Genomic DNA, 25,948 nt, shown 5'->3' on the forward strand with positions numbered 1-25,948 from the left:
ACCATGGCCGACCAGAACCATGAATTGCGCCGGGCGGGGCTCAAGGTCACCTTGCCACGTGTCAAGATCCTGCAGATTCTCGAAAAATCGAAGGACATGGAGACCCACCTCAGTGCCGAAGACGTCTACAAGGCACTGCTCGACGCCGGAGAAGACGTTGGTCTGGCTACCGTCTATCGCGTACTGACCCAGTTCGAGGCCGCCGGCTTGGTGATCCGCCATCACTTCGACGGCGGGCATGCCCTGTTCGAGGTCTCTCAGGACGAGCACCACGACCACATGGTCTGCCTGGAAAGCGGCAAGATCGTCGAATTCTTCGACGACGCCATCGAGCAGCGCCAACAGGAGATCGCCGAGGAACACGGCTACGAACTCGTCGATCACGCCCTGGTTCTCTACGTGCGCCCCAAGGGCTCCAAGGCGACCCGACAGGAAGGCGTCAAACGCCCCTGAGCGTCTTTCCCGACAGCGCTTCGGCCCGGCAGGCACCACGCCTGCCGGGCCGTTTCGTTGGCGGGCTCAGCGCTTTTCGCCGGGGTAGTTCTCCGAATGGCGGCCCACCTGATTGACCGATTCGCCGCCATCGACGAACAGCGTCTGCCCGGTCACGAAGCGGTTGTCGAGCAGATAATCGAGCGCCTGGCCCAGTTCTTCCACCGCCCCCTGCCGGGCCAGCGGGATGCCGGCATGGCGCCACGCCAGGTAATCGTCGGTCCGCGTTTGGGCCGGCAGAATCACCCCGGGGGCGATCGCATTAACGCGGATGGCCGGCGCCAGCTCGAGCGCCATCATCCGCGTCAATTCGTCGAGCGACTTCTTGGCCAGCAGATAGGCGGCGTAGGGGTACTGAGCGAAGGCGATCTTGTTGTCGACGATGTTGACGATCGCCCCCGCCTCCACGGCGAGTGAAAAGCGCTTGCCGAGCAGAAACGGCGCGAACAGGTTGACCGAGAACTGTTCCTCGAGCGTTTCGCGGCTCGTTTCGCGCAGCTCGCCGGGCGCATAGGCCGAGGCACTGTTGACCAGCAATGCCAGGCCCGGGAAGCGTTCGACGACACGCGGAATCAGCGCCTCGACATCATCGCCGTGAAAGTCGCAGGCAAAGCACTCGCACGCGCCCCCGGCCTGGCGGATGGCCTCGGCGGCGCGCTCCGCCTCGTCACGGGAACGGTTGTAGTGCAGGGCGATAGCGTAGCCGCGAGCGGCGAGATGACTGGCGAAGAAGCGACCGACGCGAGTGGCGCCGCCGGTGACCAGAGCGGCCGGACGAGCGGTCATGAAGGGCTCCTGAGCGAAGGGCCCGCCGGGGCGGCGAGCCCGGTTTCATTCAGGATTCAACATACTAGGTTTTCTACGAAAAGTCGGCGAGCGCAGGCAATTTTCGTACAAAGCCAAAGCCGGTTTCAACGTGGCAAGCCCTGCGCCAGCATCTGCCCCAGGGCCAGGGGGCTGGGCATCAACGGCGGCACCACGACGCCCTCGAAATCGATGGAGTGGCAACGCGGACACGGCGGCGAGGTAACGGCCTCGGCCTTGGTCCGGTAGATCAGCGTCTGACAGTGGCGGCAAAGATACAGCGCCCGGTGAGTCTCGAACATGACCGCTTCCCCCCCCCTGGAAAGTCCCCCGACCCGAACCGCGGAAACGGTTCGTTACGCTCAAGCTTGTCAGGCACTCGCCAAGGCGTCGAGATGAAAAACCTGCCGCCGCGGTGGCTAATGCTTCTCAGCCGGGCAGGCGGTAGCGCCGTCATGTGCGCCGCAAAAAAATAATCAAGTGAATGACGTTACGCAACGGGGGCGTGGTGTGGATACGGGTTTTAACCCCCTCCCGCCGATGTGCCACACTGCCAGCCCATGCCCACAGGGAGTCGACGCATGCTCAAGAAGACCATCACCTGGCGGACGGTGCCGGCCAGCGAGGCCTCGCAGAGGCGCTACGAAGTCTATGACAGCGATACCGGCAGCGTGATCGGCGTTTTCGACACCCAGCAGGCCGCCGAGAACGAGGTCGAGTCGATGAACCGGTCCGACGTGGAGGGGCTCGACGAAAACCGTCGCAAGCAGGACGCCGACCCGGGCGATGGCTGACCGAGCCGTCAGGACCACCGCTGCCCGGACACCCCTCGGGAGGATGGGCGCCAGGGGCGTTTCAGACTCTCGAACCGCCGGGCGGCGGTTCGTCAGACACTCAAGAGGCCAGTTGTCCGGCCGGTAACGGGCGACGTGTATCACGGCCGCCGGTCATCGCCATGACCTTCTCCAGGTCGTCACTGTGACACTTGTAGGCACGGCATTCGGCACACCGGATGTCCTGCTCCGTATCCCTGGGTGTCGGCAGCATGAAACGTTCGCCGCCGCAGACGTTGCAATTCAGTTCCAGCGTTACCTTCAGCATGGGGATCCCTTCCCTTTTATAGGAGTCTTTGTCGTGCGCCGTCACGACTGCACGGTAGGCTAGTCTGCCTTGATTGGCTACCATATACAATACCTGTACAAGGCTTGGCGACCGCGATGCCGCCATCACTCCCTCGCGAGCAGGCACGCGCCTTCGAAGAGTTCGGCCGAGCCCCACAGGCGATTCTGGATAGGCCCACGCCGATGGTATGATCGCCGATCACCGTCTCGAAAAACTCACAGCCAAAAACGGCGGGTCGATGCCGCCTCACATGGAGGTCCAACGTGCCGAAAACACGTACTCAATCCTGGCTGGGATGCTGTCTCTGGCTGGCCTTGATGCTATTCGCGCTGCCGACACTGGCTCAACAAGGCGATAGTGCGCCCCCCTCTTCTTCAGCGGAGCAGTCCTCGGCAGATCAGGCCCAGGACCCGGGCTACGCCACGCTCGCCGACCTGCTGGAAAACGACGCCTCGCGCCAGCGCCTGATCGAGGAGCTGCGCTCGCTGGCCGCCTCGACGAACGCCGAGCAATCCACGCCGGCCGAGGCGTCGTCGGCGGAGAGCGCCGCGCAGAGCGCGCCCAGCGGCCAGAAGCCCGAACAGGCCAGCCTGGCCCGGCGTCTGGCGGTGATGACCAGCCAGGTGGCCGGCGACATCGGCCATCAGTTCAAGGCCCTGACCGCCGCGCTGGGCGGTATCTTCGCGCCTCAGGCCAGCGCCGGGCCGGGCATCGACACCGCCGCCCTGACCAACGCCGCGATCAATCTGGCCCTGGTGATCGTCGCCACCTTCGTGGTGTTCTTCGTGCTGCGCCGCGTGGCGCACCCGCTGTTCACGCGGATCAGCCATTGGTCCCGGCACGCCGAAGGGCGCAGCGCCCTGCTGCGCCTGATCGTGGCCGTGGCGATCGCCGCGCTGATCGACGTGGTGGTGATCGCGCTGTCCTATGTCGGCGGCAACCTGATCGCCACCTTCGCGATCGGCGAGACCGGCAGCCTGACGACCCAGGCCTCGCTGTTCCTCAACGCCTTCCTGGTCATCGAGCTGATCAAGGCCGCGCTGCGCATGTTGCTCGCGTCGCGCTACGAAGGGCTGCGCCTGGTCGCCGTCGACGCCGCCGCAGCGGCACACTGGAACCGCTGGCTGGCCGCCCTGACCGGTTTCGTCGGTTACGGCATGCTGGTCGTGGTGCCGATTGTCGGCTTCAACCTGTCGCCGGCGCTGGGTCAGGGCATCGGCCTGCTGATCATGGTGCTGGCCTTCATCTACGCCACCACCATGGTGCTCAAGAACCGTCTCACGGTACGCCGCGGGCTGGAAGCCAAGGCCGAGCAGGCCACCATGAGCCCCGCCCGGGTGGGTCTGCGCCTGCTCGGCAAGGTCTGGCACCTGCTGGCCATCGCCTACTGCCTGATGGTGCTGCTGGTCAGCATCGTGCGCCCGGAACGCGCCCTGCCCGATGTCGCCGCGGCGACGCTGCAGTCGTTGATCGTCATCGGCCTGGGTCTGCTGCTCTCGAGCGTACTGACGCAACTGATCGGCCGGCGCATCACGCTCTCCGAGGACTTGCGGCGCAAGCTGCCCAAGCTCGAGAAGCGTCTCAATGCCTACATCCCCACCTTCCTCAAGGTGATCCGCACGATCATCCTGGTCGTCGTGGTAATGCTGGTGCTCAACGCCTGGGGCGCCTTCGACCTGGCCGCCTGGTACGCCACCGAGGCCGGACGCAGCCTGGTCGGCAAGCTGATCGACGTGATCGTCATCCTCGTCGTCGCAGCAGCGCTGTGGATCGCCCTGGCCAGCCTGATCGAGCATCGCCTCAACCCGGAAACCGGCAGCGGCGAACCCTCGGCACGCGCCAGGACCCTGCTCAGCCTGTTCCGCAATGCCCTGGCGATCACCCTGATCACCATGACCGCGATGATCGTGCTCGCCGAGATCGGCATCAACATCGGCCCGCTGATCGCCGGCGCCGGGGTCATCGGCCTGGCGATCGGCTTCGGGGCGCAGAAGCTGGTCCAGGACATCATCACCGGGGTCTTCATCCAGGTCGAGAACGCCATGAACACCGGCGACGTGGTCACCGTGGGTGGTGTCACCGGCACCGCCGAACGCCTGAGCATCCGCTCGGTGGCCATCCGCGACCTGGCGGGCACCTATCACATCGTGCCCTTCTCCAGCGTCGACACCGTCTCCAACTACATGCGCGAGTTCGGCAACCACGTCGGTGAGTACGGCATCGCCTACCGCGAGAGCATCGACGAGGCCATCGCCCAACTGGAACAGGCCTTCGAGGATCTCAAGGAGAGCGAGCACGGCAACAAGCTGCTGGCACCGCTCACCGTGGCCGGCGTGACCGCCCTGGCCGACAGCTCGGTGAACATCCGCGTGGTGATCAAGACCACGCCGGGCGACCAGTGGGGCGTGGGCCGCGCCTACAACCGGCTGGTCAAGCTGCGCTTCGACGCCGCCGGTATCGAGATCCCCTTCCCGCACACCACGCTCTACTTCGGCGAGGGCAAGGATGGCAGCGCCCCCGCGGCCAACATCCGCCTGGTCGAGGAGCGTCGGCGAGCGGCGGATACCACCCGCACCGAGCCGGCAGCCGACAGCGACGAGGCGCCGGTCTATCAGGTCAACGACCCCTCGCACCGCAAGCCGGACGAGGACGACGTCGACTCGCCGCAGGAGCGTTGAGCGAGCGCGCCGAGCCACGTCAAGGGCTGCCCAGGGGGCAGCCCTTTTTCGTGGGCGCATCACGCCTGCCTGCTGCCATGCCACACCTGGCGGATACCATCGGCCTGCTGCGGTGCGTCGCCTGCCGGGTTGCGGGGTCATACGCCGGCTCGGTGGTATCGCTCAGCCGACGGACCGCCTGGCCGCCACTTCGCCGACAGCCTTCGCCGAATACCTCGCCCATCGCCGGAGAGACCCGGACGCCATGAGCGCCACACCGCGACCCGCGGTCAATCGCCCGCCACGCTGACCCGGATACAAAAAAGGGCGCCGATCGGCGCCCAGGAGAGCAAACGCGTGGCGTCAGGGGTTCTGGTCGCTGGGCTGCGGCAGGGCAGGCAGTGACTTGTCGAGCAGTTCGACACTCTGACGGTAGTAGAGCTGACTCTTGTTGTGTTCGCCGAGATTGGCGAACAGCCTCGCCAGCTCGGCACACACCACCCCGCTGGGGCGCTGGCGCTGGCTGGCTTCGAAGTACTCCTGCGCCTTGCCCCAGAAGGCGTTGCGCAGCGACAGCCGGCCCAGGGTCAGCAGCAGATCGGGGTCGTTGGGACGCTCCTGCAGCCACTTCTCGGCATAGGCGAGCTGACGCCCGGCATCGACGTTGAGCAGACCGTAGCGCAGCACCAGCCGGCTGTCCCAGTGCTCCTTGAGTGTGTGGCGCAGCAGGCGCTCGGCGATGCCCTCTTCCTTGCCGCGCACCAGCGCCTCGGTATACAAACCGACCAGCTCCACGTCACCGCGCAGGTAATCCGGCATTTCGGCCCAGAGGTTGCGCACCCGTTCGACGTCGCCGGGGTTGCGCGCTGCCTGGACGATCAGCTCGCGATAGGCGCGCTGTTCCATCTCGCGGCGCTCGTCGTCGCCGATCAACTGCTGACGCGCCAGGCGCGGCATCAGCCGGCGCAGGCCGTCCCAGTCGTTGACGCTCAGGTAGGCCTGCTTGAGCAGCTTGAGAACCTGGGGGTGATCGGGCAACTGCTTCTCGAGCCGGGTCAGGGTCGCCAGCGCCTCTTCGAACTGCTGGCGATCGAGCATCAGTTGCGCCTGCACCAGTCCCACGGCCGCTTCCGAGCCCTCAGTACTGTAGTGGGCCCGCTTGAGCAGGGTGTCGGCCTGGTCATAGCGCCCCTGGTAATGGGCCGCCAGCGCCGCCGAGAGGTAGTTGACCAGCGGTGTGCTGGAGTCGTCGGCGGCCCTGGTCAGCGCCTTCTCGGCACGCTTCCAGCGGCCTTCGGCCAGCGCCACCAGGCCGCGCACGGTACGCCGCATGGCGTTGCGATGGCGGGTGCGGCTGTTCCACACCTTGAGGCGGCTCATCGGGCGGCGCAGCCGGGTCAGCAGGCGCAGCACGAAGTGCAGGACCACGAACAGCGCGAACAGCAGGATCAGGCCGAACCAGAACGAGGTCTGGAAGGAGGTGTCGCCGACCCGCACCAGCCAGTAGCCGGGCAGCGACTGCATCAACTGGCCGAACAGCGCGCCGATCGCCAGGCCGAAGACGACGACGAGAATGAACTTTCTCATGCCGCGCCGCTCCCGGCGTCATGGCGACGCTCCATGAAGTCACGCAGTTGCTGCAGGGAATCGCTGATGTCCGGCAGCTCGGGGCGGATGGTCTTGCCCTTCAGCGAGGCCAGGGTGTCGAGCGAGCGCGTCACGCCCTGACTGTCGGTGTCGTAGTAGCCCTGAATCAGCGAACGCGCCTTGTCCAGGCTCGCCCGGTAGAGCTTGGGATCGCTCTGCAGCAGCGCCAGCTGGGCCTGCTCGAGCTGCAGGCGCACGTTCTGACGCAGGTAGGACTCCTGTTCGGGGGTGATCAGCGCCTCCAGCGCCTGGTCGTGCTTGCGGATTACCACCAGATCCTTGAGTTCCTGGCCGAAGCGCGACAGCTGCTGCTTCCAGCCGCCACTCACCGGCGAGGTATCGCCGGCCTCGGCGGCCTGCTGCTGGATATCCTGCTGCAGCGGCAGCTTGGCCAGTTGCTCCTGCTGTGCCATCAGTTCGAGATACAGCCCGGTGCGGTCGACCTGCGGCACCGACTGCAGTTCGCCGAGCTCCGACTGGATGCTGCGGCGCACCGGCGTCAGGGCCGGATTGTCGATCTGTGCCAGACGCTTGTCGGCGGTCTGCAGCAGCGAGATCGCGCCCTTCACGTCGCGCTCGAGCTGCAGACGCTGGTTGGCCAGGCGCAACAGATACTCGACCTCGGCATAGCGCCACTCGCTGGTATCGGTCTGCTGCTTGCTGGCGAGCTGATCGAGCACCTTGTCGAGGGTATCGTTCATCTGCTGGCGATACTGCTGGAAATCGCTGCGAATCGACTGCAGCGCCTGCTCGCGCTGCTGGTCACGCTGACCGAACTGCGACTTGAGTTCATCGATGGCCTGGGCGTTCTGTTCGCTCTGAGCGAGCCGCTGCTGCTGGGACTCGAGCCGCTGCCAGCCCCACCAGCCGCCGGCCACCACGACCAGCGCCAGCAGGATCACCAGCACCAGGGCGATACCGCCGAGCTTGCCGCCGCCACCCCGCGAATCGCCGCCGGAGGCCGCACTCTTGCCCCCCGCCGGCGGCGTGGTGCCACTCGCGGAGCGTGGGGACTCGGCGGGCTTGCCGCCCGACCTGCCGGCATTGCCCCCCGACTGTGCGTTGGACTGACCGGACGGGGATGCCTTGCCACCCTGGGCATCGCTGCCCTTGGGGTTGTCGCGCTTCGCGGCATCGTCCGCCTTGGCGGCGGCCTCACCCCCGGTCTTTTGCGGGCGGCTGCCCGCCTTCTCGCCGTCGGATGCGGCGGCCTTGTCACGACCACGCTCGGACGACGCCCGCCGAGAGCCGTCCTCGGCCGTCGTCGCAGGGGTCTCGCCGGCCGGCTTGGCGTCACCGCCCGCCTTGGCCTTGCCTGCGCCGGACGGCGCCCGGGAGTCGTCCTGATCGTGCTCTTGCTTGCTCATCTGTCGCTAGCCCTTTTCGAGATCTTCATGATCGGCGCCATCCAGGTCGCAAACCTCGGCCACGGCGGCTGCCAGTGCGGCCGGCGAGGCGCCCTGCGCCGTCACGGGACGCAGGAAACCCAGTGTGTGGGCCAGTGTAGCCAAGCGCCGACTGGAAACGATTAGCGGTTGGTTCAACGCTGCCTTGCCACACCATCCTGCCAGATGTTCGAGCAGTTCGCCGCTGGTCACAACCAGTGCGGCGAAATCGCCACTCGCCAGGCGGGCCGTCGCCGCCTCATCCAGCGGCTGGAGAACGCGGCGGTAGAGCGCCAGCCGGGTGATGCGCGCGCCACGTGCGGCGAGCGTCTCGCCCAGGGTGGCACGCCCCCCCTCGCCGGCCGCCAGCAACACCCGCTGTGCGTCGAGCCGGCACAACGACGGCAGGGCCAGCAGCGCTTCGCTGGTGGTACCGGCCGCGAACGGTGGGTGATGAACCCGAACACCGAGCTCGCGATGCAGGGTCTCGGCGGTCGCCGCACCCACCGCGTAGAAGCGCGGCCCCAGCGGCAATTGCGGCCAGTAGCGGTCGACCCCGGCGGCCAGGCAGCGCGCGGCGAAGGGACTGACCACCACCACCCGGTGGAAGTTGTCGAAATCGAGCCAGGCCTGGCGCACGGCCGGGGTCTCGGTCAGCGGTTCGAGACGCATCGCGTCGAGCGTCTCGACCTCGGCGCCGCCGGCCGCCAGCGCCTCGCGAAGCGGCCGCGCACGCTCGCCGGGACGCGAGATCAGCACCCGCGGCCGGCTCACCCTCAGGCCTCGCCGTAGACCCGGGCGAGAATCTCCCCGGCACCCTGGTCGAGCAGGTCCTCGGCGACCCGAATACCCAGTGTCTCGGGCTCGCTGGCCGATCCACGCCCCTCGGCACGCAGCACCTGCGAGCCATCCGGCATACCCACCAGGGCGCGCAGCCACAGCGTGCGACCGCCCTCCTCGAGCACCGCGTGGCCGGCGATGGGCACCTGGCAGCCCCCTTCGAGCCGGGTGTTCATGGCCCGCTCGGCGCGCACCCGGGTGGCGGTCTCGGCATGGTCGAGGGGGGCGAGCAACGCCAGCAGTTCGGGATCGTTGGTCCGGCACTCGATGCCCAGCGCGCCCTGGCCGCAGGCCGGCAGGCTGACCTCGGGCGGCAGTTCCCGGGTGACCCGCTCGCCGAGACCCAGCCGGCGCAGCCCCGAAGTGGCGAGGATGATCGCGTCGAACTCGCCGTCATCCAGCTTGGCCAGCCGGGTCTGGACGCTGCCGCGCAGGTTGAGCACCTCGAGATCGGGCCGCGCCTCGCTGATCTGCAGGCCGCGGCGCAGGCTGGAGGTGCCCACCCGGGCGCCCTCGGGCAGCGCATCCGGCCCGGCGTACTGGTTGGAAACGAAGGCGTCGGTGGGCTCGGCGCCCTCGAGGATCACCGACAGCCCCAGCCCCTCGGGAAAGTGCATGGGCACGTCCTTCATCGAGTGCACGGCGATGTCGGCCCGGCCGTCGAGCATGGCGTCTTCCAGTTCCTTGACGAACAGCCCCTTGCCACCGACCTTGGCCAGCGGCGCATCGAGGATCTTGTCGCCCTTGGTGGACATCGCCACCAGCTCCACGGCCAGGCCGGGATGCAGCGCTTCGAGACGCTCGCGCACGTGCTCGGCCTGCCACAGGGCCAGGCGGCTCTTGCGCGTGGCGATTCGGAGGGTCTGATTGGCGGACACGGCGGTCTCCTGAAAGCGTCGATCTCGATGGGCGGCACGGGTGCGGCGATCGGCCGTCGCCAGTGACGACGACGGCGGCAATGACGACCATGATAAAACAGTCGCGAGGCGAGGAAAAATCGCCCGTGGCCGGCATGCCGGGCCGCTCGCCTGACGCGCCGACTCTGGTACACTCGGGACAGATTTCCAAATCACCCGGCAGGACCCGCATCCCCGATGAGCCAGCAGACCAATCAATCCTGGGGGGGACGCTTCAGCGAACCCACCGATGCCTTCGTCGAGCAGTTCACCGCCTCGGTGAACTTCGATCGCCGCCTCTACCATCACGACATTCGCGGCTCGATCGCCCACGCCACCATGCTCGCGCGGGTCGACGTGCTGACCCTCGACGAACGCGACGCGATCATCGCCGGGCTCGGCGAGATCGAGCGCGAGATCGAGGCCGGGCAGTTCCCCTGGTCGGTCGCCCTCGAGGACGTGCACATGAACATCGAGGCGCGGCTCACCGAGAAGATCGGCATCACCGGCAAGAAGCTGCACACCGGACGCTCGCGCAACGATCAGATCGCCACCGACATCCGCCTCTACCTGCGCGACGAGATCGACGTCGTCGAGGCGGAACTGGCGCGGCTGCGCACGGGCCTGATCGAACTCGCCGAGCGCGAGGCCGACACCATCATGCCCGGCTTCACCCACCTGCAGACCGCCCAGCCGGTGACCTTCGGCCATCACCTGCTGGCCTGGCAGGAGATGCTCGCCCGCGATCACGAGCGCCTGCTCGACTGCCGCAAGCGGGTCAATGTCATGCCGCTGGGCGCCGCCGCGCTGGCCGGCACCACCTACCCCATCGACCGCCACGTCACCGCCGAACTGCTGGGCTTCGAGCGCCCCGCCGAGAACTCGCTGGACGCGGTCAGCGATCGTGACTTCGCCATCGAGTTCACCGCCCTGGCCAGCCTGCTGCTGATGCACCTGTCGCGGATGAGCGAGGAGCTGGTGCTGTGGACCAGCGCCCAGTTCGACTTCATCGACCTGCCCGATCGCTTCTGCACCGGCAGCTCGATCATGCCGCAGAAGAAGAACCCCGACGTGCCCGAGCTGGTGCGCGGCAAGACCGGGCGCGTCTATGGCCACCTGATGGGCCTTTTGACGCTGATGAAGTCCCAGCCGCTGGCCTACAACAAGGACAACCAGGAGGACAAGGAGCCGCTGTTCGATACCCTCGACACCGTCAAGGGCTGCCTGCGCGCCTTCGCCGACATGATTCCGGCGATCGAGGCCAAGGCCGGCAACATGTACGAGGCCGCGCGCAAGGGCTTCTCCACCGCCACCGACCTCGCCGACTACCTGGTGCGCAAGGGCGTGGCCTTCCGCGATGCCCACGAGATCGTCGGCCAGTCGGTGGCCTACGGCCTCGACAACGCCAAGGATCTCTCCGAGATGACCCTCGACGAGCTGTGTCAGTTCTCCGCGACCATCGAGAGCGACGTCTTCGAGGTACTCACGCTCGAGGGCTCGGTGGCCGCCCGCAACCACATCGGCGGCACCGCGCCGGATCAGGTCCGCGCCGCCGCCCAGCGGGCCCGCGAGGCCCTCGCCACGTTGACGGAGGTCGTCGAATGAGCCGGACGATCCATCGGCGCGTACCGGCACTGCTCGTCCTGGGGCTGCTGGTCGGCACCGGGCTCGGCGGCTGCGGCCAGAAGGGCCCGCTCTACCACCCCGGCGACGAGCAGGCCGCCGAGGCATACGATCCGGCCGGCGCCTACGACGACGACCGCGCGGCCGGCGACGACCCACAGCCGTCCAGCGAGTCGGCCGACGACGGCCGGCCCGACGCGGGGGGCACGGAGTAAGCATGGATCATTTCGACTATCGCGACGGGGTACTTCACGGCGAGGACGTCTCGCTGGCGACCATCGCCGCACGCTACGGCACGCCCTGCTACGTCTACTCGCGGGCCACGCTGGAGCGCCACTACCGCGCCTACAGCGAGGCGCTCGCCGGCCATCCGCACCTGATCTGCTACGCGGTCAAGGCCAACTCCAACCTGGCGGTGCTCAATCTGCTGGCACGCCTGGGGGCCGGCTTCGACATCGTCTCGGTGGGCGAGCTCGAGCGGGTACTGGCCGCCGGCGGCGACCCCGCCCGGGTGGTGTTCTCCGGCGTCGCCAAGGAACGCCACGAGATGGCCCGCGCCCTGGAAGTCGGCATCAAGTGCTTCAACGTCGAGTCGCTGCCCGAGCTGGAGCGCCTCGACGACGTGGCCGGCGAATGCCGCGAGATCGCCCGGGTGTCGCTGCGCGTCAACCCCGATGTCGACGCCCGCACCCACCCCTACATCTCCACCGGGCTCAAGGCCAACAAGTTCGGCATCCCCGTCGACGAGGCGCTCGCCGTCTACGAGCGCGCCGCCGCCCTGCCCCACATCGAGATCGTCGGCCTCGATTGCCACATCGGCTCGCAGCTCACCGACACCGCACCCTTCCTCGACGCCCTCGACCGGCTGCTGGTGCTGCTCGACCGGCTCAAGGCACGCGGCATCGCCATCGAGCATCTCGATCTCGGCGGCGGCCTGGGCGTGCCCTATCAGGACGAGCGCCCGCCGGCCCCGTTCGACTACGCCCGCGCGCTGCTCGAACGGCTCGCCGAGTGGGACGGCGGCGAGGGACTGACGCTGCTGTTCGAGCCCGGTCGCTCGATCGCCGCCAACGCCGGCGTGCTGCTGACCCGCATCGAATACCTCAAGCCCGGCGAGACCAAGCACTTCGCGATCGTCGACGCCGGCATGAACGACCTGATCCGCCCGTCGCTCTATCAGGCCTGGCAGGCGATCCTGCCGGTGGACACCCGGCAGCCGCGCGAGACGGCCATCTACGACGTGGTCGGCCCGGTCTGCGAGACCGGCGACTTCCTGGGCAAGGACCGCGACCTGGCGGTGGCCCAGGGCGACCTGCTGGCGGTGCGCTCCGCCGGCGCCTACGGCTTCGTCATGGCCTCGAACTACAACAGCCGCCCGCGCCCGCCGGAAGTGATGGTCGACGGCGACCGGGCCCACCTGGTCCGGCGCCGCGAGCCCCTCGAGGACCTGTGGGCCGGCGAGGCGCTGCTGCCGGAGAAGCGCTGATGCGGGTCTATTTCACCAAGATGCACGGGCTGGGCAACGACTTCATGGTCGTCGATCTGGTCACCCAGCGCGCGCGCTTCGACACCCAGCAGATCCGTCAGCTCGCCGACCGCCACCTCGGGGTCGGCTTCGACCAGTTGCTGCTGGTCGAGCCGCCACGCGACCCGGAGATGGATTTCCGCTACCGGATCTACAACGCCGACGGCAGCGAGGTCGAGAACTGCGGCAACGGCGCACGCTGCTTCGCCCGCTTCGTGCGCGACCAGCAGTTGACCCACAAGCGCGAGATCCACGTCGAGACACTGGGCGGGCCGCTGACCCTGGTCGTCGACGACGACGAACGGGTGCGCGTCGACATGGGCGCGCCGCGCTTCGCCCCCGCGTCGCTGCCCTTCGAGGCCGACGAGGACCGCACGCTGCACGTCCTCGTGGTCGAGGACGAGCGCCTGGAGATCGGCGCGGTGTCGATGGGCAACCCCCACGCGGTGCTGCAGGTCGTCGACGTCGCCAGCGCCCCGGTGGCACGGCTGGGGCCGCTGATCGAGCGCCACCCGCGCTTCCCGCGTCAGGTCAATGCCGGCTTCATGCAGGTCGTCTCGCGCCACGAGATCCGCCTGCGCGTCTTCGAGCGCGGCGCCGGCGAGACCCTGGCCTGCGGCACCGGCGCCTGCGCCGCGGTCGCCAGCGGTATCCGCCAGGGCCTGCTCGACAGCCCGGTGGACGTCCACCTGCCCGGCGGGCGCCTGACCATCGAATGGGACGGCGACGACGCCCCGCTGTTCATGACCGGTCCCGCCGTGCGGGTCTTCGACGGCCGGGTTCAACTGAGCTGAGCGAATCGACGAGGACGCCAACATGCCCCCTGCGAAAGCGCCCGAGCCCCGCCAGACACTCGACCCCGAGATGGTCGCCCAGTGGCTGGCCCGACATCCCGACTTCTTCATCGGTCGCGAGGGCCTGCTGCAGCAGCTCAAGGTCCCTCACCCCGAGGCACGCGGCGCCGTGTCGCTGCTCGAGCGACTGGTCCACGACCTGCGCGAACGCGCCGAGAGCGCGGAGTGGCGGCTGGAGCAGCTGCTGGAATCGGCGCGCCACAACGAGTCCCAGTACCGCCGCACCCGCGAGTTGATCCTGGCGCTGCTCGAGGCCGAGGACAACGACGCCCTGGGCGAGGCGCTGGCCACCCAACTGGCCGAGCGTTTCCGGACCCACGCGGTGGCGCTGTGGTGCGCGCCGCAGCTCACCGACGCCGAGCCCAGCCCGCCGCAGCCGCCGCGCTTCGTCCTCGACGAGGCCAGCGGCGCGCGGCTGGGCGCGCTGCTCGACGGCCGTACCAGCCGCTGCCGGCGGCTGTCGCGCAAGGACTGGCAGCGCCTGCTGCCGCACCTCGATCCACCCAAGCAGGCCGGTTCCTGCGCCCTGACCCGGCTGACGCTCGGCGAACCCCAGGGCTACCTGATTCTCGCCAGCCACGACAGCGACCATTTCCGTGCCAGTCTCGACACCCTGTTCACCGAGTACCTGGGCGAGGTGGTCACCCGCCTGATGGTGGGGCATGTCCAGCGCCGCTGACCGTCTCGAGGCGCGCCGCGACGCCTTCCTCGCCGAGCTGGCCCGACGCGCCAGCCCGGCGACCGTCGATGCCTACCGCCGCGACCTCACGGCGTTGACGCGCTTCGCCCAAGATGCCGGCCTGACGGACTGGACGGCTCTCGACGCCGCCCGGCTGCGGCGCTTCCTGGGCGGCGAGCGGACCCGCGGCCTGGCGCCGCGCAGCCTGGCCCGACGCCGCGCCGCGGTGTCGAGCTTCGCCGAGTATCTGGTCGAGTGCGGCATTCTCGCCCACAACCCGGTGCGGCTGTCGCGCGCGCCGCGCCTGCCGGGCCACCTGCCCCACCCGGTGGACGTCGACCAGCTGGCGCGCTTTCTCGACACCCCTCACGACGGCTCGCCGCTGGCGGTTCGCGACCAGGCGATCTGCGAGCTGCTCTATTCCAGCGGCCTGCGTCTGGCGGAGCTCGCCGCACTCGATCTCGCCCAGCTCGATGGCAGTCGCGTGCGGGTGATCGGCAAGGGCAGCAAGCCCCGCCAGGTGCCGGTGGGACGCCGCGCCCGAGCCGCGCTCGACGCCTGGCTGGCGATCCGCCCGAGCATCGCCGTGGCCGGTGAAACGGCACTGTTCGTCGGTCGACGCGGCACGCGGCTCGGCCACCGTGCCATTCAGCAGCGGCTGTCGCGGCTCGCCATCGAGCGCGGTCTGCCCGAGCATCTGCATCCGCACCGCCTGCGTCACTCCTTCGCCAGCCACCTGCTGGAATCCAGCCAGGACCTGCGCGCCGTCCAGGAACTGCTCGGCCACGCCCAGCTGTCGACGACCCAGGTCTACACCCGGCTGGACTGGCAGCATCTGGCCGGCGCCTACGACGCCGCCCACCCGCGGGCCCGCCGCCGCGATCCCGACGACGCCAACGAGTAAGCCCATGACAGCTCCCCATCCCACCCGCATCGAGGCACTGACCTTCGATCTCGACGACACCTTCTGGGACAACCAGCCGGTGATGGCCCGTACCGAAGCGGGCCACTACGACTGGCTGCACGAACGCGTCGGCCATGCCGAGCGCTTTCCGCTGGAGGAGTACCAGCGCCGGCGCCTCGAATTCGCCACCCGCCACCCGGTCAGACGCGGCGACTTCACCTGGGTGCGTCGCGAGACGCTGCGCGAGATGCTCCTCGAGTTCGGCCTGGGCGCCGACGAGGCGGCCCGCTGGGCCGAGGCGACGATCGAGCACATGCTCGAGCTGCGCCATGACATCACGGTATTCGAGGAAGTGCCCGAGATGCTCGACGCACTGGCGGGCCGCTACCGCCTCGCCGCGATCACCAATGGCAACGTCGACCTGACGCGGCTGGCGATCGGCGAGCACTTTCCGGTGATCATCAACGCCGGCGAGAGCCTGGCGCCCAAGCCCGACGCGCGCGCCTTCCTGGCGGCGCTGGCGCGGCTCGGGCCGGTGCCGCCCTCGCGGGCGCTGCACGTCGGCGATTCCTGGCGGGAGGACGTGCTGCCGGCGCTGCGGCTGGGGATGCGCGTGGCGTGGATCGACAAGGACGACGCGCGACCGGCGACGTTGCCCGACGGCGTCCACCGTCTGGCCCACATACGCGATCTGCCGGCGCTGCTGGGCCACCTCGAGACCAAGGGCTGAGCGAGCGGCCGTCCCGGCTTGTGCAAACCGTTACCAGCAACGATACTGCGTACAGGATTTGTACAATGCGGAGGCCGCCATGCACGTCTGCGATCGACTGACCACCTGGCTGGTGGTGGCGGCCGTGCCGCTGCTCACACTCGTCGCCCTGCCGCTGGCCACGCACGACACGCCCCAGGCGGTCGCGCCGGCGGCCCGTCAGGAAACAGTCAGCCAGCCCGGGAGCCGCTCCATGCCTTACCCGGGCACACCCTACCGGGTCCCCGAGAGCGGGCGACCCGTGACCTGGTCGTTGTGACCGCGGTCACGCCTCGGCGTCGCCCAGCCAGCCGTCGAGCCGCGCGGTGAGCGTCTCCAGCCCCTGGCGCTTGAGCGCCGAGAACAGCTGGATGCTGACCAGGTCCTCCCATTCGCGGAGCTGGCTGCGGACCTTCTGGTGCATGTTCTTCGCCGCCCCCGGCTTGAGCTTGTCGGCCTTGGTGAGCAGGATGTGTACCGGCATCTCCTGCTCGTCGGCCCAGCCCAGCATCATCTCGTCGAATTCGCTGAGCGGGTGGCGCACGTCCATCAGCAGCACCAGCCCCTGCAGCGACTGACGGCGCTGCAGGTAGTCCGCCAGGTGACGCTGCCACTCGAGCTTGACCGACTCGGGCACCTTGGCGTAGCCGTAGCCGGGCAGGTCCACCAGGCGACGGGTCGTATCGCTGCCCAGGCCGAAGAAGTTGATCAGTTGCGTGCGTCCCGGCGTCTTGGAGGTGCGGGCCAGCGCCTTCTGCTGGCAGAGGGTATTGATCGCGCTCGACTTGCCGGCGTTGGAGCGCCCGGCGAAGGCGACCTCGCGACCCCTGTCGTCGGGGCATTGGGCCAGGGTCGGCGCGCTGGTCATGAAACGCGCGGAGTGATAGTTGAAGCGGGTCACGATGGATCTCGTTCTGACGTTGACGACGGGCCCGGCGGGCGGCCCGGCCGGAAGCGACGTGGGCGACCGCCGGTCACGTTCACCCCGGTAGGGCGATTGGCTATACTCGCGAGCAGCGGACGACGCGAAGCGGGCTAGTGTAGCATCCCGCTCTCGACGGCGGCGAACCCTCGCCGCACGTGCCACGGCCCCTCAGCGGGTGTTCATGTACACGGCCGGCAGGATGACGCAGGCGATGAAACGGATTCTGATGGGCCTGGCCGCCGCACTGGTCACCGTACTGGGCGGGGCCGGCGGCGCATGGGCCCAGACACCGATCGCGACGCCCGGCTCGGCCGAGGCCGGCCGCGACAAGGCCCAGATCTGCAGCGCCTGCCATGGTGCCGAGGGCGTCAGCCAGGTGCCCGCCTTCCCCAACCTCGCCGGACAGCAGGCCAGCTACCTGGCCAAGCAGCTGGCCGACATCCGCGACGGCCGGCGTTCCGTGCCGCAGATGGCGGGGGTGGTCGCCGGGCTCGACGACCGGGACATCGCCGATCTGGCCGCCTACTACGCGAGCCTGCCATCCCATCTCGGCCAGGCCGACCCGGCCCTCGCCGAACGGGGACGCCGCCTCTACAAGGGCGGCGATCCCGAGGCCGGCCTGCCGGCGTGCGCGGCCTGCCACACCCCGACCGGGCAGGGGCTGGGCGCCGCCGGCTTCCCGGCACTGTCGGGGCAGCACCCCCCTTATACTCGCGCCACGCTCGAGGCCTTCGCCAGCGGCACCCGCGACAACGACCCCAACGCGATCATGCGCGACATCGCCGCCCGCCTTAGCGACGCCCAGATCGAGGCGCTCGCCGACTACCTCTCCGGGCTGCACTGAGCCCGGGAACCTCATCGCCGGCGTCGACTCAAAGGCGTGGCGGCGGCATCACGCTCGCCGCGGATATCTGTTACCTTTAACGGCAAGACGATGATTGGCAAGGAGAGTGGGCGCATGTTGAAACAGTGGATCGCGGCGATCGCCGGACTCGGCTTTTCCACCCTGGTCATGGCGGCGCCGGTCGCCGGCGAGGACTACAAGGTACTCGACACCCCGGTGGAAACCTCGGTGCCCGCCGGCCAGATCGAGGTCAACGAGGTCTTCTGGTACGGCTGCCCGCACTGCTACAAGCTCGAGGGTCCGCTCAACGACTGGGTCGCCCAGCTCCCCGACGACGTCACCTTCCAGCGCATCCCGGCGACCATGGGCGATACCTGGACGGCCCATGCCCGCGCCTTCTATGCCGCCAAGCAGTTGGGCATCCTCGACAAGGTCCACGAGGACTTCTTCGACGCCATCCATCAGCAGGGCAAGCACCTGACCGATCCCGACGATGTCGCCGAGTTCTTCAGCCAGTACGGTGTCACCAAGCAGGCCGCCCTCGACGCGATCGAGTCCTTCGGCGTGAAGAGCGAGATCAACCAGGCCCACGCCAAGATGCGGGCCTACCAGTTGATGGGGGTCCCGGCGCTGGTGGTCGACGGCCACTACGTGGTCACCCCGCAGACCGCCGGCAGCCTCGAGAACATGCCCAAGATCGCCGGCGAGCTGATCGACAAGGTTCGCGACGAACGGGGGCAGTAAGCATGGAGTCGGCGCGCGCTGCCCGTACGGATCGCGCAGACAGGCTGCGGCTGGTGACGTTCAACCTGCAGGTCGGTATCCAGACCTCGGCCTATCACCACTATCTCACCCGCAGTTGGCAGCACCTGTTGCCGCACCCCAGCCGCCAGCGTCGCCTGGACCTGATCGGCGAGGTGCTCAAGGGCTACGACATCATCGGCCTCCAGGAGGTCGATGGCGGCAGCTTCCGCTCGGGCAACGTCGACCAGGTCGCCTACCTGGCCCAGCACGCCGGCTTTCCCCATCACTACAAGCAGCTCAACCGCAACCTGGGCCGGGTCGCCCAGCACAGCAACGGGCTGCTGTCCCGTTTCACGCCCTCGCGCATCGAGGAGCACCGCCTGCCGGGTACCCTGCCCGGCCGCGGCGCCCTTCACGTGCGCTACGGCGACGGCCCCGAAGCCCTGCACGTGTTCATCGCCCACCTGGCGCTCAGTCATCGCGGTCGCGTCCGTCAGCTCGACTACCTGAGCGAGTTGATCGCGCCGCTCGAGCACGTGGTGGTGATGGGCGATCTCAACTGCTCGCCGGAGCAGCTCCACGGGCACACCCGCTTTCGAACCTCGTTGCCGCTCGACCCGGTACGCCCGCTGTTGAGTTATCCTTCCTGGCAGCCACGCCGGGCCCTGGATCACATTCTCGTGTCGTCGTCCCTGAAGGCGGACAACCTGCAGGTCCTCGACCAGCTGTTTTCCGATCACCTCCCCCTGGCCGTCGACATCCATCCGCCGGCACGTTGCCGGCAGGCGATGGGGATCCTGTCAGACCAATGATCCATTGTCGTCGCCCCCGCCACACGGCAACCTGACGCCATTCCGGCGTGGCTTCGTCACGCGTCGCCGTTAAAGCCGGCGGCCGCCGTGACGATACGAAGAAAACTCGGCAACAACGCCACGTAAAGCGAGGGTTCCATGAATCGAGGTTCGCACCTGCCAGCCCCCCTGGCCTGGATCGACGCCATCACCGAACGGCTGGGCAAGGCGCTCGCCTGGCTGGTCATGGCGATGATGCTGATCCAGTTCCTGGTGGTCGTGCTGCGCTATGTCTTCAACTTCAACAGCATCCCCGTGCAGGAATCGGTGATGTACATGCACGCCGTGGTGTTCATGCTCGCCGCGTCCTTCACGCTCAAGCATGACGGCCACGTGCGCGTGGACATCTTCTATCGCAACTTCTCGCCACGAAAGCAGGCCTGGATCGACCTGCTCGGCACCCTGCTGCTGCTGATTCCCTTCATGAGTTTCGTGATCCTCACCAGCCTGGGTTACGTCGGCAAGTCCTGGTCGATCCTCGAGGGCTCGCCGGACACCGGCGGCATCCCCGCGGTCTTCCTGCTCAAGACGCTGATCCCGCTGTTCGCCGGGTTGATGATCGTCCAGGGCATCGCCGAGATCATCCGCAAGGCGCTGGTCATCGCCGGGCGCATCCCGCCGCAACCCGAGCACGACCATACCGAGGAGCGCGTCTGATGCTGGAGTTCATGCCGCTGGTGCTCTTCGCACTGATCTGCGCCGTGCTGATGCTCGGCTATCCGGTGGCGCTGACGCTCGCCGGTACCTCGCTGGCCTTCGCCGGCCTCGGGATGGGCCTCGAGTCGCTGGGTATCGATGCCAACTTCGATGCCAGTTTCCTGTCGGCCTTCCCCAACCGCCTCTACGGCATCATGACCAACCAGACGCTGCTGGCGGTACCGCTGTTCGTGCTGATGGGCGTGCTGCTGGAAAAGTCCAAGGTCGCCGAGACCCTGCTCGACGCCATGGCGCTGCTGTTCGGCTCGCTGCGCGGCGGGCTGGGCATATCGGTGACCATCGTCGGCATGCTGCTGGCCGCCTCGACCGGCATCGTCGGCGCCACCGTGGTGACCATGGGACTGTTGTCGCTGCCGACCATGCTCAAGCGCGGCTACAGCCAGTCGCTGGCCACCGGCACGATCTGCGCCACCGGCACCCTGGGCCAGATCATCCCGCCGTCGATCGCCCTGGTGCTGCTGGGCGACGTGCTTTCCTCGGCCTACCAGCAGGCCCAGCTGTCGATGGGTATCTGGAGCCCCAAGACCGTCTCGGTGGGCGATCTGTTCATCGGCGCCCTGGTGCCGGGGATGATCCTGGTGGTGCTGTACATCGCCTACGTGGCGTTCATCGCCTGGCTGAAACCCGAGTCCGCGCCGCCGGCCGATCGCCGCGAACTGATGGACGAACTCGGCCATCAGGGCGGGCTGACCACGCTGCTGCTCAAGGGGCTGGTGCCCCCGCTGGCGCTGATCGTCGCCGTGCTCGGTTCGATTCTCGGCGGCTTCGCCACGCCCACCGAGGCCTCGGCGGTCGGTGCCTTCGGCGCCCTGGTGCTGGCCATCGCCTACCGCAAGCTGGATCTCGCCACCCTCACCGACGTGGTGCGCTCGACCACCCACGTCACCACCATGGTGTTCCTGATCCTGATCGGTGCGGCGCTGTTCTCGCTGGTGTTCCGCGCCTACGGCGGCGAGGAGCTGGTCAAGGACCTGTTCGACCACATGCCCGGCGGCGTGGTCGGCGCGACGATCATCGTCATGCTGGTGATCTTCTTCCTGGGCTTCATCCTCGACTTCATCGAGATCACCTTCGTGGTGGTGCCCATCGTCGGGCCGGTACTGCTGGCCATGGGGCTCGACCCGGTGTGGCTGGGGATCATGATCGCCATCAACCTGCAGACCTCCTTCCTGACCCCGCCGTTCGGCTTCGCCCTGTTCTACCTGCGCGGCGTGGCGCCGGCGTCGGTGCCCACCACCGCCATCTATCGCGGAGTGGTGCCGTTCATCGTGCTGCAGCTCGCCATGCTCGTCGCCCTGTCCTTCATCCCCGAACTGGCCACCTGGTTGCCCGACCAGTTCAAGTAGGAGTCACGATTCATCGGTGTTTTCCGGACGGGCGGCCCCCGTCCGCCACAAACCGCGCGCCCCCCGGCGCGCACGCAACAACAAAGGGGAACGACACCATGCAACGTAACGCGCTAGTCTCCGCCGTGGCCCTGGCGTCGGCCGTCACCGGGCTGATGAGCCTCACCGGTACCGCCCAGGCCCAGGACAGCTATCACTGGAAGATGGTCACCTCGTGGCCCAAGAACTTCCCCGGCGTGGGGCAGGGGCCGGAGCGCCTCGCCAAGCTGGTCGACGAGATGTCCGACGGCCGCCTGACCATCGACGTCTACGGCGCCGGCCAGCTGGTGCCGGGCTTCGAGGTCTTCGACGCGGTTTCCGAGGGTACCGCCGAAATGGGCCACTCGGCCTCCTACTACTGGAAAGGCAAGGTGCCGGCGGCGCAGTTCTTCGCCGCGGTGCCGTTCGGCATGAACGCCCAGGAAATGAACGCCTGGCTGCAGTACGGCGGCGGCATGGATCTCTGGAACGAGGTCTACGAGCCGTTCGGCGTGGAGGTCATGGTCGCCGGCGCGTCCGGCGTGCAGATGGGCGGCTGGTACAACAAGGAGATCAATTCGGTCGCCGACCTCGAGGGCCTCAAGATGCGCATGCCGGGGCTCGGCGGCGAGGTGATGAACCGCATGGGCGTGGCGATCGTCAACATGCCCGGCGGCGAGATCTTCACCTCCCTGCAATCCGGCGCCATCGATGCCACCGAGTGGATCGGGCCCTACAACGACCTGGCCTTCGGCCTCTATCAGGCGGCGGATTACTACTACTATCCGGGCTGGCACGAGCCCACGGTGATGTTCGAGGCGATCGTCAATCAGCAGGCCATGGAATCACTGCCCGCCGACCTGCAGGCGATCCTGCGCAGTGCCGTCGCCGACGTCAACCAGTCGGTGCTCGACGAGTACACCGCTCGCAACAACGACGCGCTCAAGACGCTGGTCGAGGAGCACGACGTGGTGCTCAAGCGTTTCCCGGACGACGTGCTCGCCAAGGCCAAGGAACTCTCGGCACAGGTGGTCTCGGAACTCGCCGCCTCCGATCCCATGGCCGAGAAGATCTACGACTCCTACAGCACCTTCCAGGACAAGGTGGAGAACTACCACGCGATTTCCGAACAGGCCTACTACAACGCCCGCAACCCCGAGGGCGACACCACGCAGGACTGACCGGCAACCACAAAACACCCCGCGCCCATGGGACGCGGGGTGTTTTGTTCAGGCTATCTCTCGCGGCACGCTTGCCACACCACCGGCGATACTCAGCCCACCCCGAGCATCGCTGAACTCATCACGCGCACCCAGTCGATCATCGGCGCCGGGTAGATCCCCAGCAGGATCACCAGCACCGCCGCGCCCAGCACCATCAGGCCGCCGGCCTGGATCGCCCAGTTTTCGGGCGCATCGCGGCGCTGCATGCCGGCTTCCGCCAGGTACAGGGTGACCATCACGCGCAGATAGTAGTAGAGCCCGATGGCGCTGCCGACGATCACCGCGCCGACCAGCCACCAGCGCCCCGCCTCGACGCCCAGGGCGATGATGTAGAACTTGCCGATGAAGCCGGCGGTGAAGGGAATGCCCGCCATCGACAGCATGGTGATCGTCAGCACCGCCGTCAGGTAGGGGCGCCGCCAGAACAGCCCACGGTAGTGGTGCAGCGCGGCAGCATCCTCACCGCTGTAGGGACTCGAGATCAGCGTGACCACCCCGAAGGCGCCCAGCGTGGTGAGCATGTAGGTCACCAGGTAGACCCCGGTCGCCTCGATGGACAGTCCTTCACCGATCACCAGCGCGGTGAGCAGATAGCCGAAGTGGGCGATCGATGAATAGCCCAGCAGACGCTTGAGGTTGGACTGGGTCACCGCCAGCAGGTTGCCGACCAGCATGGTGACGACCGCCAGCACCGCCAGCACGCCGTGCAGCCAGTCGCTCTGGAAGGCCGGCGCACTCATCACCAGACGCAACAGTACCGCGAACACCGCCACCTTGCTGGCCGAGGCCAGGAAGGTGGTCGCCGGCCCGGGACCGCCCTCGTAGACGTCGGGCGTCCACAGGTGGAAAGGCACCACCGAGAGCTTGAAGCCCAGCCCCACGATCACCATCGCCGCCCCCGCCAGGCCCCAGGCACCGATACCGCCGGCGGCGCTGTCGGCCAGGCCGGCGATGTCCAGGTGTCCGGTCTCGGCGTAGAGCAGCGCCATGCCGAACAGCAGGAAGGTGGTCGCCGCCGCCGACAGCACCAGGTACTTGATCCCCGCCTCCAGCGAGCGGCGCGCCCGGTAGGTGTAGGCGAGCATCCCGTATAGCGGCATCGAGACCAGCTCCAGACCGAAGAACAGCGTCGCCAGATGGGTGCTCGCCGACAGCACCAGGCCGCCCGCCGTGGAACACAGCAGCAGCAGGTAGAACTCCTCGCGCTGGTCGTCGAACTGCTCCAGGTAGGCGTGCGCCAGTGTCGCGCAGGCCAGCGCAGCGATCAGGATCAGCGCCGCGGCGAGGATCGCCAGACCGTCGATCGCCAGCATCGGCGTCTCGAGCGGCGCCAGTTGCCACACGCCGAACAGCGACAGCAACGCCAGGTTGAGCCCCACCACGGTGACGATGGCGCTTCCGGTGTGGTGACGCCGCCAGGCGATACCCAGCATCACCACGATGGCCGTGGCGCAGACCAGAATCAGCGGCGCAAGCGCCAGCAAATGCGTCGCGGTCAAGGTCATGGTGCCCCCGTCAGCAGAGTGGACGACTGTGATACCGCCGTGAACAGACGCTCGACTTCACCCATGGCCGCACTGGTGGTATCCAGCAGTGGCTGGGGATAGAGCCCGAAGAGCAGCACCAGCCCCAGCAGCGACAGCATCATCAGGTACTCGCGGCGGTCGAGATCGGCGAACAGCCCCTCTGCCTTCGGCGGGCCGAAATACACGCGCTGCATCAACAGCAGGGCATAGACCGCCGCCAGCAGGAAGCCGAAGCTGGCGATCGCCACGGTCCAGGGCGCCACCGGGAAGCTGCCGAACAGGATCAGGAACTCGCCGAGGAAATTGGCGGTGCCCGGCATGCCCAGCGAGGCGGCGACGAAGCACAGCGAGAAACCGGGCAGGCTGCCCGTGCGCCCCCACAGGCCGCCCATCTCGCGCATGTCGCGGGTGAACAGGCGCTCGTAGAGCTGGCCGCTGAGAATGAACAGCCCGGCCGCCGAGAAGGCGTGCGCCACCATCATCAGCACCACGCCCTGCAGTGCCAGTTCGGTACCGGCGTAGATGCCGATCAGCACGAAGCCCATGTGGGCGATACTGGTATAGGCGATCAGCCGCTTGACGTCCTGCTGACCGCAGGCCAGCACCGCGCCGTAGAAGATGCCGATCAACCCCAGGGTCATCGCCACCGGGGCGAACGCCTGGGATGCCTCGGGAAACAGCGGCAGGGCGAAGCGCAGCATGCCGTAGGCCGCGGTCTTGAGCAGGATCCCCGCCAGATCGACGCTGCCCGCGGTGGGCGCCTGGGCGTGGGCATCGGGCAGCCAGCCATGCACCGGCACCACCGGCAGCTTGACGGCGAAGGCGACGAAGAAGCCCAGCATCAGCCACATCGCCACGTTGTCGGACAGCGGCGTCTGCATCAGTGTCGCGTATTCGAAGGAATACTCGCCGGTGTTGGCGTGATGAGCGAACACCAGCCCCAGGATCGACACCAGCATCAACAGGCCGCTGGCCTGGGTGTAGATGAAGAATTTGGTGGCCGCGCGGATGCGGGTGCGCCCTTCCGAGCCGCTGTGCCCCCACAGCGCGATCAGGAAGTACATCGGCACCAGCATCATTTCCCAGAAGAAGAAGAACAGGAACAGGTCGATCGACAGGAACACCCCGACCACGCCACCGAGAATCCACAGCAGGTTGAGGTGGAAGAAGCCGACGCGCTTGACGATCTCGTTCCAGGAGCAGAGTACCGCCAGCATGCCCAGGAAGCCGGTCAGCGCGATCAGCACCAGCGACAGGCCGTCGAGCGCCAGATGGACGCTGATGCCGAAGCGCGGAATCCACGGCACCTGCCATTCCATCGACCAGCGCACCGCGTCGCTGGCGGTCCCGGCGCCGGGCAGGTGGTACTCGCCCTGGAACCACAGCCCCAGCGTGATCAGCAGCTCGATCAGCATGGTCGCCAGCGCGATCCAGCGCGGCGCCATGCCCCCGTAGCGTTCGCCCTGCCAGCACAGCAGGCCCCCGATGAAGGGGATCAGGATCAGCCAGAGCAGCGTCATAAGCGGAGCATTCCCTGTCGTTTAACCCTTGGCGGCAGACCGCCCGTTTGTCGTTTGC

27 protein-coding genes are annotated in these 25,948 nt (G+C 67.9%); 17 read left to right on the plus strand and 10 right to left on the minus strand.

The annotated features are described in order from the left end of the window. Nucleotides 1-3: 3 nt before the first annotated feature. Nucleotides 4-453, plus strand: a complete 450-nt coding sequence (fur, locus tag KGR00_RS11015) for a ferric iron uptake transcriptional regulator (RefSeq protein WP_129140860.1) — start codon at nt 4-6, stop codon at nt 451-453. A gap of 66 nt (nt 454-519) precedes the next feature. Here the strand turns inward: fur and KGR00_RS11020 are convergent, their stop codons facing one another. Continuing rightward, the gene (locus tag KGR00_RS11020; protein WP_224418620.1) at nt 520-1,278 is read right to left on the minus strand and encodes an SDR family oxidoreductase; all 759 of its coding nucleotides are present in this window, start codon (nt 1,276-1,278) and stop codon (nt 520-522) included. Nucleotides 1,279-1,403: 125 nt separating this feature from the next. After that, nucleotides 1,404-1,598 (minus strand): hypothetical protein, encoded by a 195-nt coding sequence (locus KGR00_RS11025; RefSeq protein WP_129141069.1) that lies wholly within the window; start codon nt 1,596-1,598, stop codon nt 1,404-1,406. Between the two features lie 279 nt (nt 1,599-1,877). Between KGR00_RS11025 and KGR00_RS11030 the strand changes: the two genes are divergently transcribed. Further along, nucleotides 1,878-2,090 (plus strand): hypothetical protein, encoded by a 213-nt coding sequence (locus tag KGR00_RS11030; RefSeq protein WP_129141068.1) that lies wholly within the window; start codon nt 1,878-1,880, stop codon nt 2,088-2,090. Nucleotides 2,091-2,190: 100 nt separating this feature from the next. Here KGR00_RS11030 and KGR00_RS11035 read toward each other — a convergent pair whose 3' ends face one another. After that, nucleotides 2,191-2,397 (minus strand): hypothetical protein, encoded by a 207-nt coding sequence (locus KGR00_RS11035; RefSeq protein WP_129141067.1) that lies wholly within the window; start codon nt 2,395-2,397, stop codon nt 2,191-2,193. Nucleotides 2,398-2,735: 338 nt separating this feature from the next. Here KGR00_RS11035 and ybiO point away from each other — a divergent pair, with 338 nt between their 5' ends. After that, the gene (ybiO, locus tag KGR00_RS11040) at nt 2,736-5,096 is read left to right on the plus strand and encodes a mechanosensitive channel protein (RefSeq protein ID WP_224419846.1); all 2,361 of its coding nucleotides are present in this window, start codon (nt 2,736-2,738) and stop codon (nt 5,094-5,096) included. A 342-nt stretch (nt 5,097-5,438) separates the two neighbouring features. Here the strand turns inward: ybiO and KGR00_RS11045 are convergent, their stop codons facing one another. From KGR00_RS11045 to hemC, 4 genes are read right to left on the minus strand one after another with little or no spacing between them, the layout of a single operon-like run. Next, complete coding sequence (locus KGR00_RS11045) at nt 5,439-6,662, minus strand: heme biosynthesis HemY N-terminal domain-containing protein (protein WP_129141066.1); 1,224 nt, start codon at nt 6,660-6,662, stop codon at nt 5,439-5,441. Then, the gene (locus tag KGR00_RS11050; protein ID WP_224418619.1) at nt 6,659-8,089 is read right to left on the minus strand and encodes a uroporphyrinogen-III C-methyltransferase; all 1,431 of its coding nucleotides are present in this window, start codon (nt 8,087-8,089) and stop codon (nt 6,659-6,661) included. Before KGR00_RS11050 ends, KGR00_RS11045 begins: the two co-directional genes overlap by 4 nt. 6 nt (nt 8,090-8,095) lie before the next feature. Next, the gene (locus KGR00_RS11055; protein ID WP_129141064.1) at nt 8,096-8,881 is read right to left on the minus strand and encodes a uroporphyrinogen-III synthase; all 786 of its coding nucleotides are present in this window, start codon (nt 8,879-8,881) and stop codon (nt 8,096-8,098) included. 2 nt (nt 8,882-8,883) lie between these two features. Next, nucleotides 8,884-9,825 carry a hydroxymethylbilane synthase gene (gene hemC, locus KGR00_RS11060; protein ID WP_129141063.1) on the minus strand — a complete coding sequence of 314 codons (942 nt, stop codon included), beginning with the start codon at nt 9,823-9,825 and terminating at the stop codon, nt 8,884-8,886. Nucleotides 9,826-10,041: 216 nt separating this feature from the next. Between hemC and argH the strand changes: the two genes are divergently transcribed. The 8 genes from argH to KGR00_RS11100 all read left to right on the plus strand — a co-directional run bounded on the left by argH (nt 10,042) and on the right by KGR00_RS11100 (nt 16,456). Then, on the plus strand, nt 10,042-11,448 hold the full coding sequence (gene argH, locus KGR00_RS11065) for an argininosuccinate lyase (RefSeq protein WP_224418618.1): 1,407 nt from the start codon (nt 10,042-10,044) through the stop codon (nt 11,446-11,448). Further along, entirely contained in the window at nt 11,445-11,681 is a 237-nt protein-coding gene (locus KGR00_RS11070) for a lipoprotein (protein WP_224418617.1), read from the plus strand. Before argH ends, KGR00_RS11070 begins: the two co-directional genes overlap by 4 nt. Before the next feature lie 2 nt (nt 11,682-11,683). Then, the gene (lysA, locus tag KGR00_RS11075) at nt 11,684-12,952 is read left to right on the plus strand and encodes a diaminopimelate decarboxylase (protein WP_224418616.1); all 1,269 of its coding nucleotides are present in this window, start codon (nt 11,684-11,686) and stop codon (nt 12,950-12,952) included. Then, nucleotides 12,952-13,785 (plus strand): diaminopimelate epimerase, encoded by an 834-nt coding sequence (dapF, locus tag KGR00_RS11080; RefSeq protein ID WP_224418615.1) that lies wholly within the window; start codon nt 12,952-12,954, stop codon nt 13,783-13,785. The genes lysA and dapF overlap by 1 nt, the downstream gene beginning before the upstream one ends. Nucleotides 13,786-13,807: 22 nt before the next feature. Next, nucleotides 13,808-14,524, plus strand: a complete 717-nt coding sequence (locus KGR00_RS11085; protein WP_129141058.1) for a DUF484 family protein — start codon at nt 13,808-13,810, stop codon at nt 14,522-14,524. Beyond that, on the plus strand, nt 14,508-15,428 hold the full coding sequence (locus KGR00_RS11090; RefSeq protein WP_224418614.1) for a tyrosine recombinase XerC: 921 nt from the start codon (nt 14,508-14,510) through the stop codon (nt 15,426-15,428). Before KGR00_RS11085 ends, KGR00_RS11090 begins: the two co-directional genes overlap by 17 nt. Before the next feature lie 4 nt (nt 15,429-15,432). After that, nucleotides 15,433-16,158: an HAD-IA family hydrolase gene (locus tag KGR00_RS11095; RefSeq protein WP_224418613.1), complete on the plus strand. Its 726-nt coding sequence runs from the start codon at nt 15,433-15,435 to the stop codon at nt 16,156-16,158. A gap of 79 nt (nt 16,159-16,237) precedes the next feature. Further along, the gene (locus KGR00_RS11100) at nt 16,238-16,456 is read left to right on the plus strand and encodes a hypothetical protein (protein WP_224418612.1); all 219 of its coding nucleotides are present in this window, start codon (nt 16,238-16,240) and stop codon (nt 16,454-16,456) included. A gap of 6 nt (nt 16,457-16,462) precedes the next feature. On the opposite strand, the gene yihA is transcribed toward KGR00_RS11100, so the two are convergent. Continuing rightward, nucleotides 16,463-17,044, minus strand: coding sequence for a ribosome biogenesis GTP-binding protein YihA/YsxC (gene yihA / locus KGR00_RS11105; RefSeq protein ID WP_224419845.1), 582 nt, complete (start codon nt 17,042-17,044; stop codon nt 16,463-16,465). Between the two features lie 268 nt (nt 17,045-17,312). Between yihA and KGR00_RS11110 the strand changes: the two genes are divergently transcribed. The 6 genes from KGR00_RS11110 (at nt 17,313) to KGR00_RS11135 (ending at nt 22,802) form a co-directional block, all read left to right on the plus strand. Beyond that, a complete protein-coding gene (locus KGR00_RS11110) occupies nt 17,313-17,945 on the plus strand; it encodes a c-type cytochrome (protein WP_224418611.1) in 633 nt (210 codons plus the stop codon). 114 nt (nt 17,946-18,059) lie between these two features. After that, the gene (locus KGR00_RS11115; protein WP_129141052.1) at nt 18,060-18,689 is read left to right on the plus strand and encodes a thiol:disulfide interchange protein DsbA/DsbL; all 630 of its coding nucleotides are present in this window, start codon (nt 18,060-18,062) and stop codon (nt 18,687-18,689) included. Between the two features lie 2 nt (nt 18,690-18,691). After that, nucleotides 18,692-19,501, plus strand: coding sequence for an endonuclease/exonuclease/phosphatase family protein (locus KGR00_RS11120; RefSeq protein WP_224418610.1), 810 nt, complete (start codon nt 18,692-18,694; stop codon nt 19,499-19,501). Nucleotides 19,502-19,639: 138 nt separating this feature from the next. Beyond that, entirely contained in the window at nt 19,640-20,197 is a 558-nt protein-coding gene (locus KGR00_RS11125) for a TRAP transporter small permease subunit (protein WP_224418609.1), read from the plus strand. Further along, nucleotides 20,197-21,603 (plus strand): TRAP transporter large permease subunit, encoded by a 1,407-nt coding sequence (locus KGR00_RS11130; protein ID WP_129141049.1) that lies wholly within the window; start codon nt 20,197-20,199, stop codon nt 21,601-21,603. The genes KGR00_RS11125 and KGR00_RS11130 overlap by 1 nt, the downstream gene beginning before the upstream one ends. 98 nt (nt 21,604-21,701) lie before the next feature. Then, complete coding sequence (locus tag KGR00_RS11135; RefSeq protein ID WP_224418608.1) at nt 21,702-22,802, plus strand: TRAP transporter substrate-binding protein; 1,101 nt, start codon at nt 21,702-21,704, stop codon at nt 22,800-22,802. A 92-nt stretch (nt 22,803-22,894) separates the two neighbouring features. Here the strand turns inward: KGR00_RS11135 and nuoN are convergent, their stop codons facing one another. Together nuoN and nuoM are read right to left on the minus strand one after the other, a co-directional pair. Further along, entirely contained in the window at nt 22,895-24,349 is a 1,455-nt protein-coding gene (nuoN, locus tag KGR00_RS11140) for an NADH-quinone oxidoreductase subunit NuoN (RefSeq protein WP_224418607.1), read from the minus strand. Further along, nucleotides 24,346-25,890 carry an NADH-quinone oxidoreductase subunit M gene (gene nuoM / locus KGR00_RS11145; RefSeq protein WP_129141046.1) on the minus strand — a complete coding sequence of 515 codons (1,545 nt, stop codon included), beginning with the start codon at nt 25,888-25,890 and terminating at the stop codon, nt 24,346-24,348. Before nuoM ends, nuoN begins: the two co-directional genes overlap by 4 nt. Nucleotides 25,891-25,948 lie beyond the last annotated feature (58 nt).

Source organism: Modicisalibacter sp. MOD 31.J, assembly GCF_020147985.1.
GTDB lineage: Bacteria > Pseudomonadota > Gammaproteobacteria > Pseudomonadales > Halomonadaceae > Modicisalibacter > Modicisalibacter coralii.

Coding starts and splice junctions, on each gene's coding strand:
- fur (WP_129140860.1), top strand. CDS start 4: ATGGCCGACCAGAACCATGAATTGCGCCGGGCGGGGCTCAAGGTCACC.
- KGR00_RS11020 (WP_224418620.1), bottom strand. CDS start 1,278: ATGACCGCTCGTCCGGCCGCTCTGGTCACCGGCGGCGCCACTCGCGTC.
- KGR00_RS11025 (WP_129141069.1), bottom strand. CDS start 1,598: ATGTTCGAGACTCACCGGGCGCTGTATCTTTGCCGCCACTGTCAGACG.
- KGR00_RS11030 (WP_129141068.1), top strand. CDS start 1,878: ATGCTCAAGAAGACCATCACCTGGCGGACGGTGCCGGCCAGCGAGGCC.
- KGR00_RS11035 (WP_129141067.1), bottom strand. CDS start 2,397: ATGCTGAAGGTAACGCTGGAACTGAATTGCAACGTCTGCGGCGGCGAA.
- ybiO (WP_224419846.1), top strand. CDS start 2,736: ATGCTATTCGCGCTGCCGACACTGGCTCAACAAGGCGATAGTGCGCCC.
- KGR00_RS11045 (WP_129141066.1), bottom strand. CDS start 6,662: ATGAGAAAGTTCATTCTCGTCGTCGTCTTCGGCCTGGCGATCGGCGCG.
- KGR00_RS11050 (WP_224418619.1), bottom strand. CDS start 8,089: ATGAGCAAGCAAGAGCACGATCAGGACGACTCCCGGGCGCCGTCCGGC.
- argH (WP_224418618.1), top strand. CDS start 10,042: ATGAGCCAGCAGACCAATCAATCCTGGGGGGGACGCTTCAGCGAACCC.
- KGR00_RS11070 (WP_224418617.1), top strand. CDS start 11,445: ATGAGCCGGACGATCCATCGGCGCGTACCGGCACTGCTCGTCCTGGGG.
- lysA (WP_224418616.1), top strand. CDS start 11,684: ATGGATCATTTCGACTATCGCGACGGGGTACTTCACGGCGAGGACGTC.
- dapF (WP_224418615.1), top strand. CDS start 12,952: ATGCGGGTCTATTTCACCAAGATGCACGGGCTGGGCAACGACTTCATG.
- KGR00_RS11085 (WP_129141058.1), top strand. CDS start 13,808: ATGCCCCCTGCGAAAGCGCCCGAGCCCCGCCAGACACTCGACCCCGAG.
- KGR00_RS11090 (WP_224418614.1), top strand. CDS start 14,508: ATGTCCAGCGCCGCTGACCGTCTCGAGGCGCGCCGCGACGCCTTCCTC.
- KGR00_RS11095 (WP_224418613.1), top strand. CDS start 15,433: ATGACAGCTCCCCATCCCACCCGCATCGAGGCACTGACCTTCGATCTC.
- KGR00_RS11100 (WP_224418612.1), top strand. CDS start 16,238: ATGCACGTCTGCGATCGACTGACCACCTGGCTGGTGGTGGCGGCCGTG.
- yihA (WP_224419845.1), bottom strand. CDS start 17,044: ATGACCAGCGCGCCGACCCTGGCCCAATGCCCCGACGACAGGGGTCGC.
- KGR00_RS11110 (WP_224418611.1), top strand. CDS start 17,313: ATGAAACGGATTCTGATGGGCCTGGCCGCCGCACTGGTCACCGTACTG.
- KGR00_RS11115 (WP_129141052.1), top strand. CDS start 18,060: ATGTTGAAACAGTGGATCGCGGCGATCGCCGGACTCGGCTTTTCCACC.
- KGR00_RS11120 (WP_224418610.1), top strand. CDS start 18,692: ATGGAGTCGGCGCGCGCTGCCCGTACGGATCGCGCAGACAGGCTGCGG.
- KGR00_RS11125 (WP_224418609.1), top strand. CDS start 19,640: ATGAATCGAGGTTCGCACCTGCCAGCCCCCCTGGCCTGGATCGACGCC.
- KGR00_RS11130 (WP_129141049.1), top strand. CDS start 20,197: ATGCTGGAGTTCATGCCGCTGGTGCTCTTCGCACTGATCTGCGCCGTG.
- KGR00_RS11135 (WP_224418608.1), top strand. CDS start 21,702: ATGCAACGTAACGCGCTAGTCTCCGCCGTGGCCCTGGCGTCGGCCGTC.
- nuoN (WP_224418607.1), bottom strand. CDS start 24,349: ATGACCTTGACCGCGACGCATTTGCTGGCGCTTGCGCCGCTGATTCTG.
- nuoM (WP_129141046.1), bottom strand. CDS start 25,890: ATGACGCTGCTCTGGCTGATCCTGATCCCCTTCATCGGGGGCCTGCTG.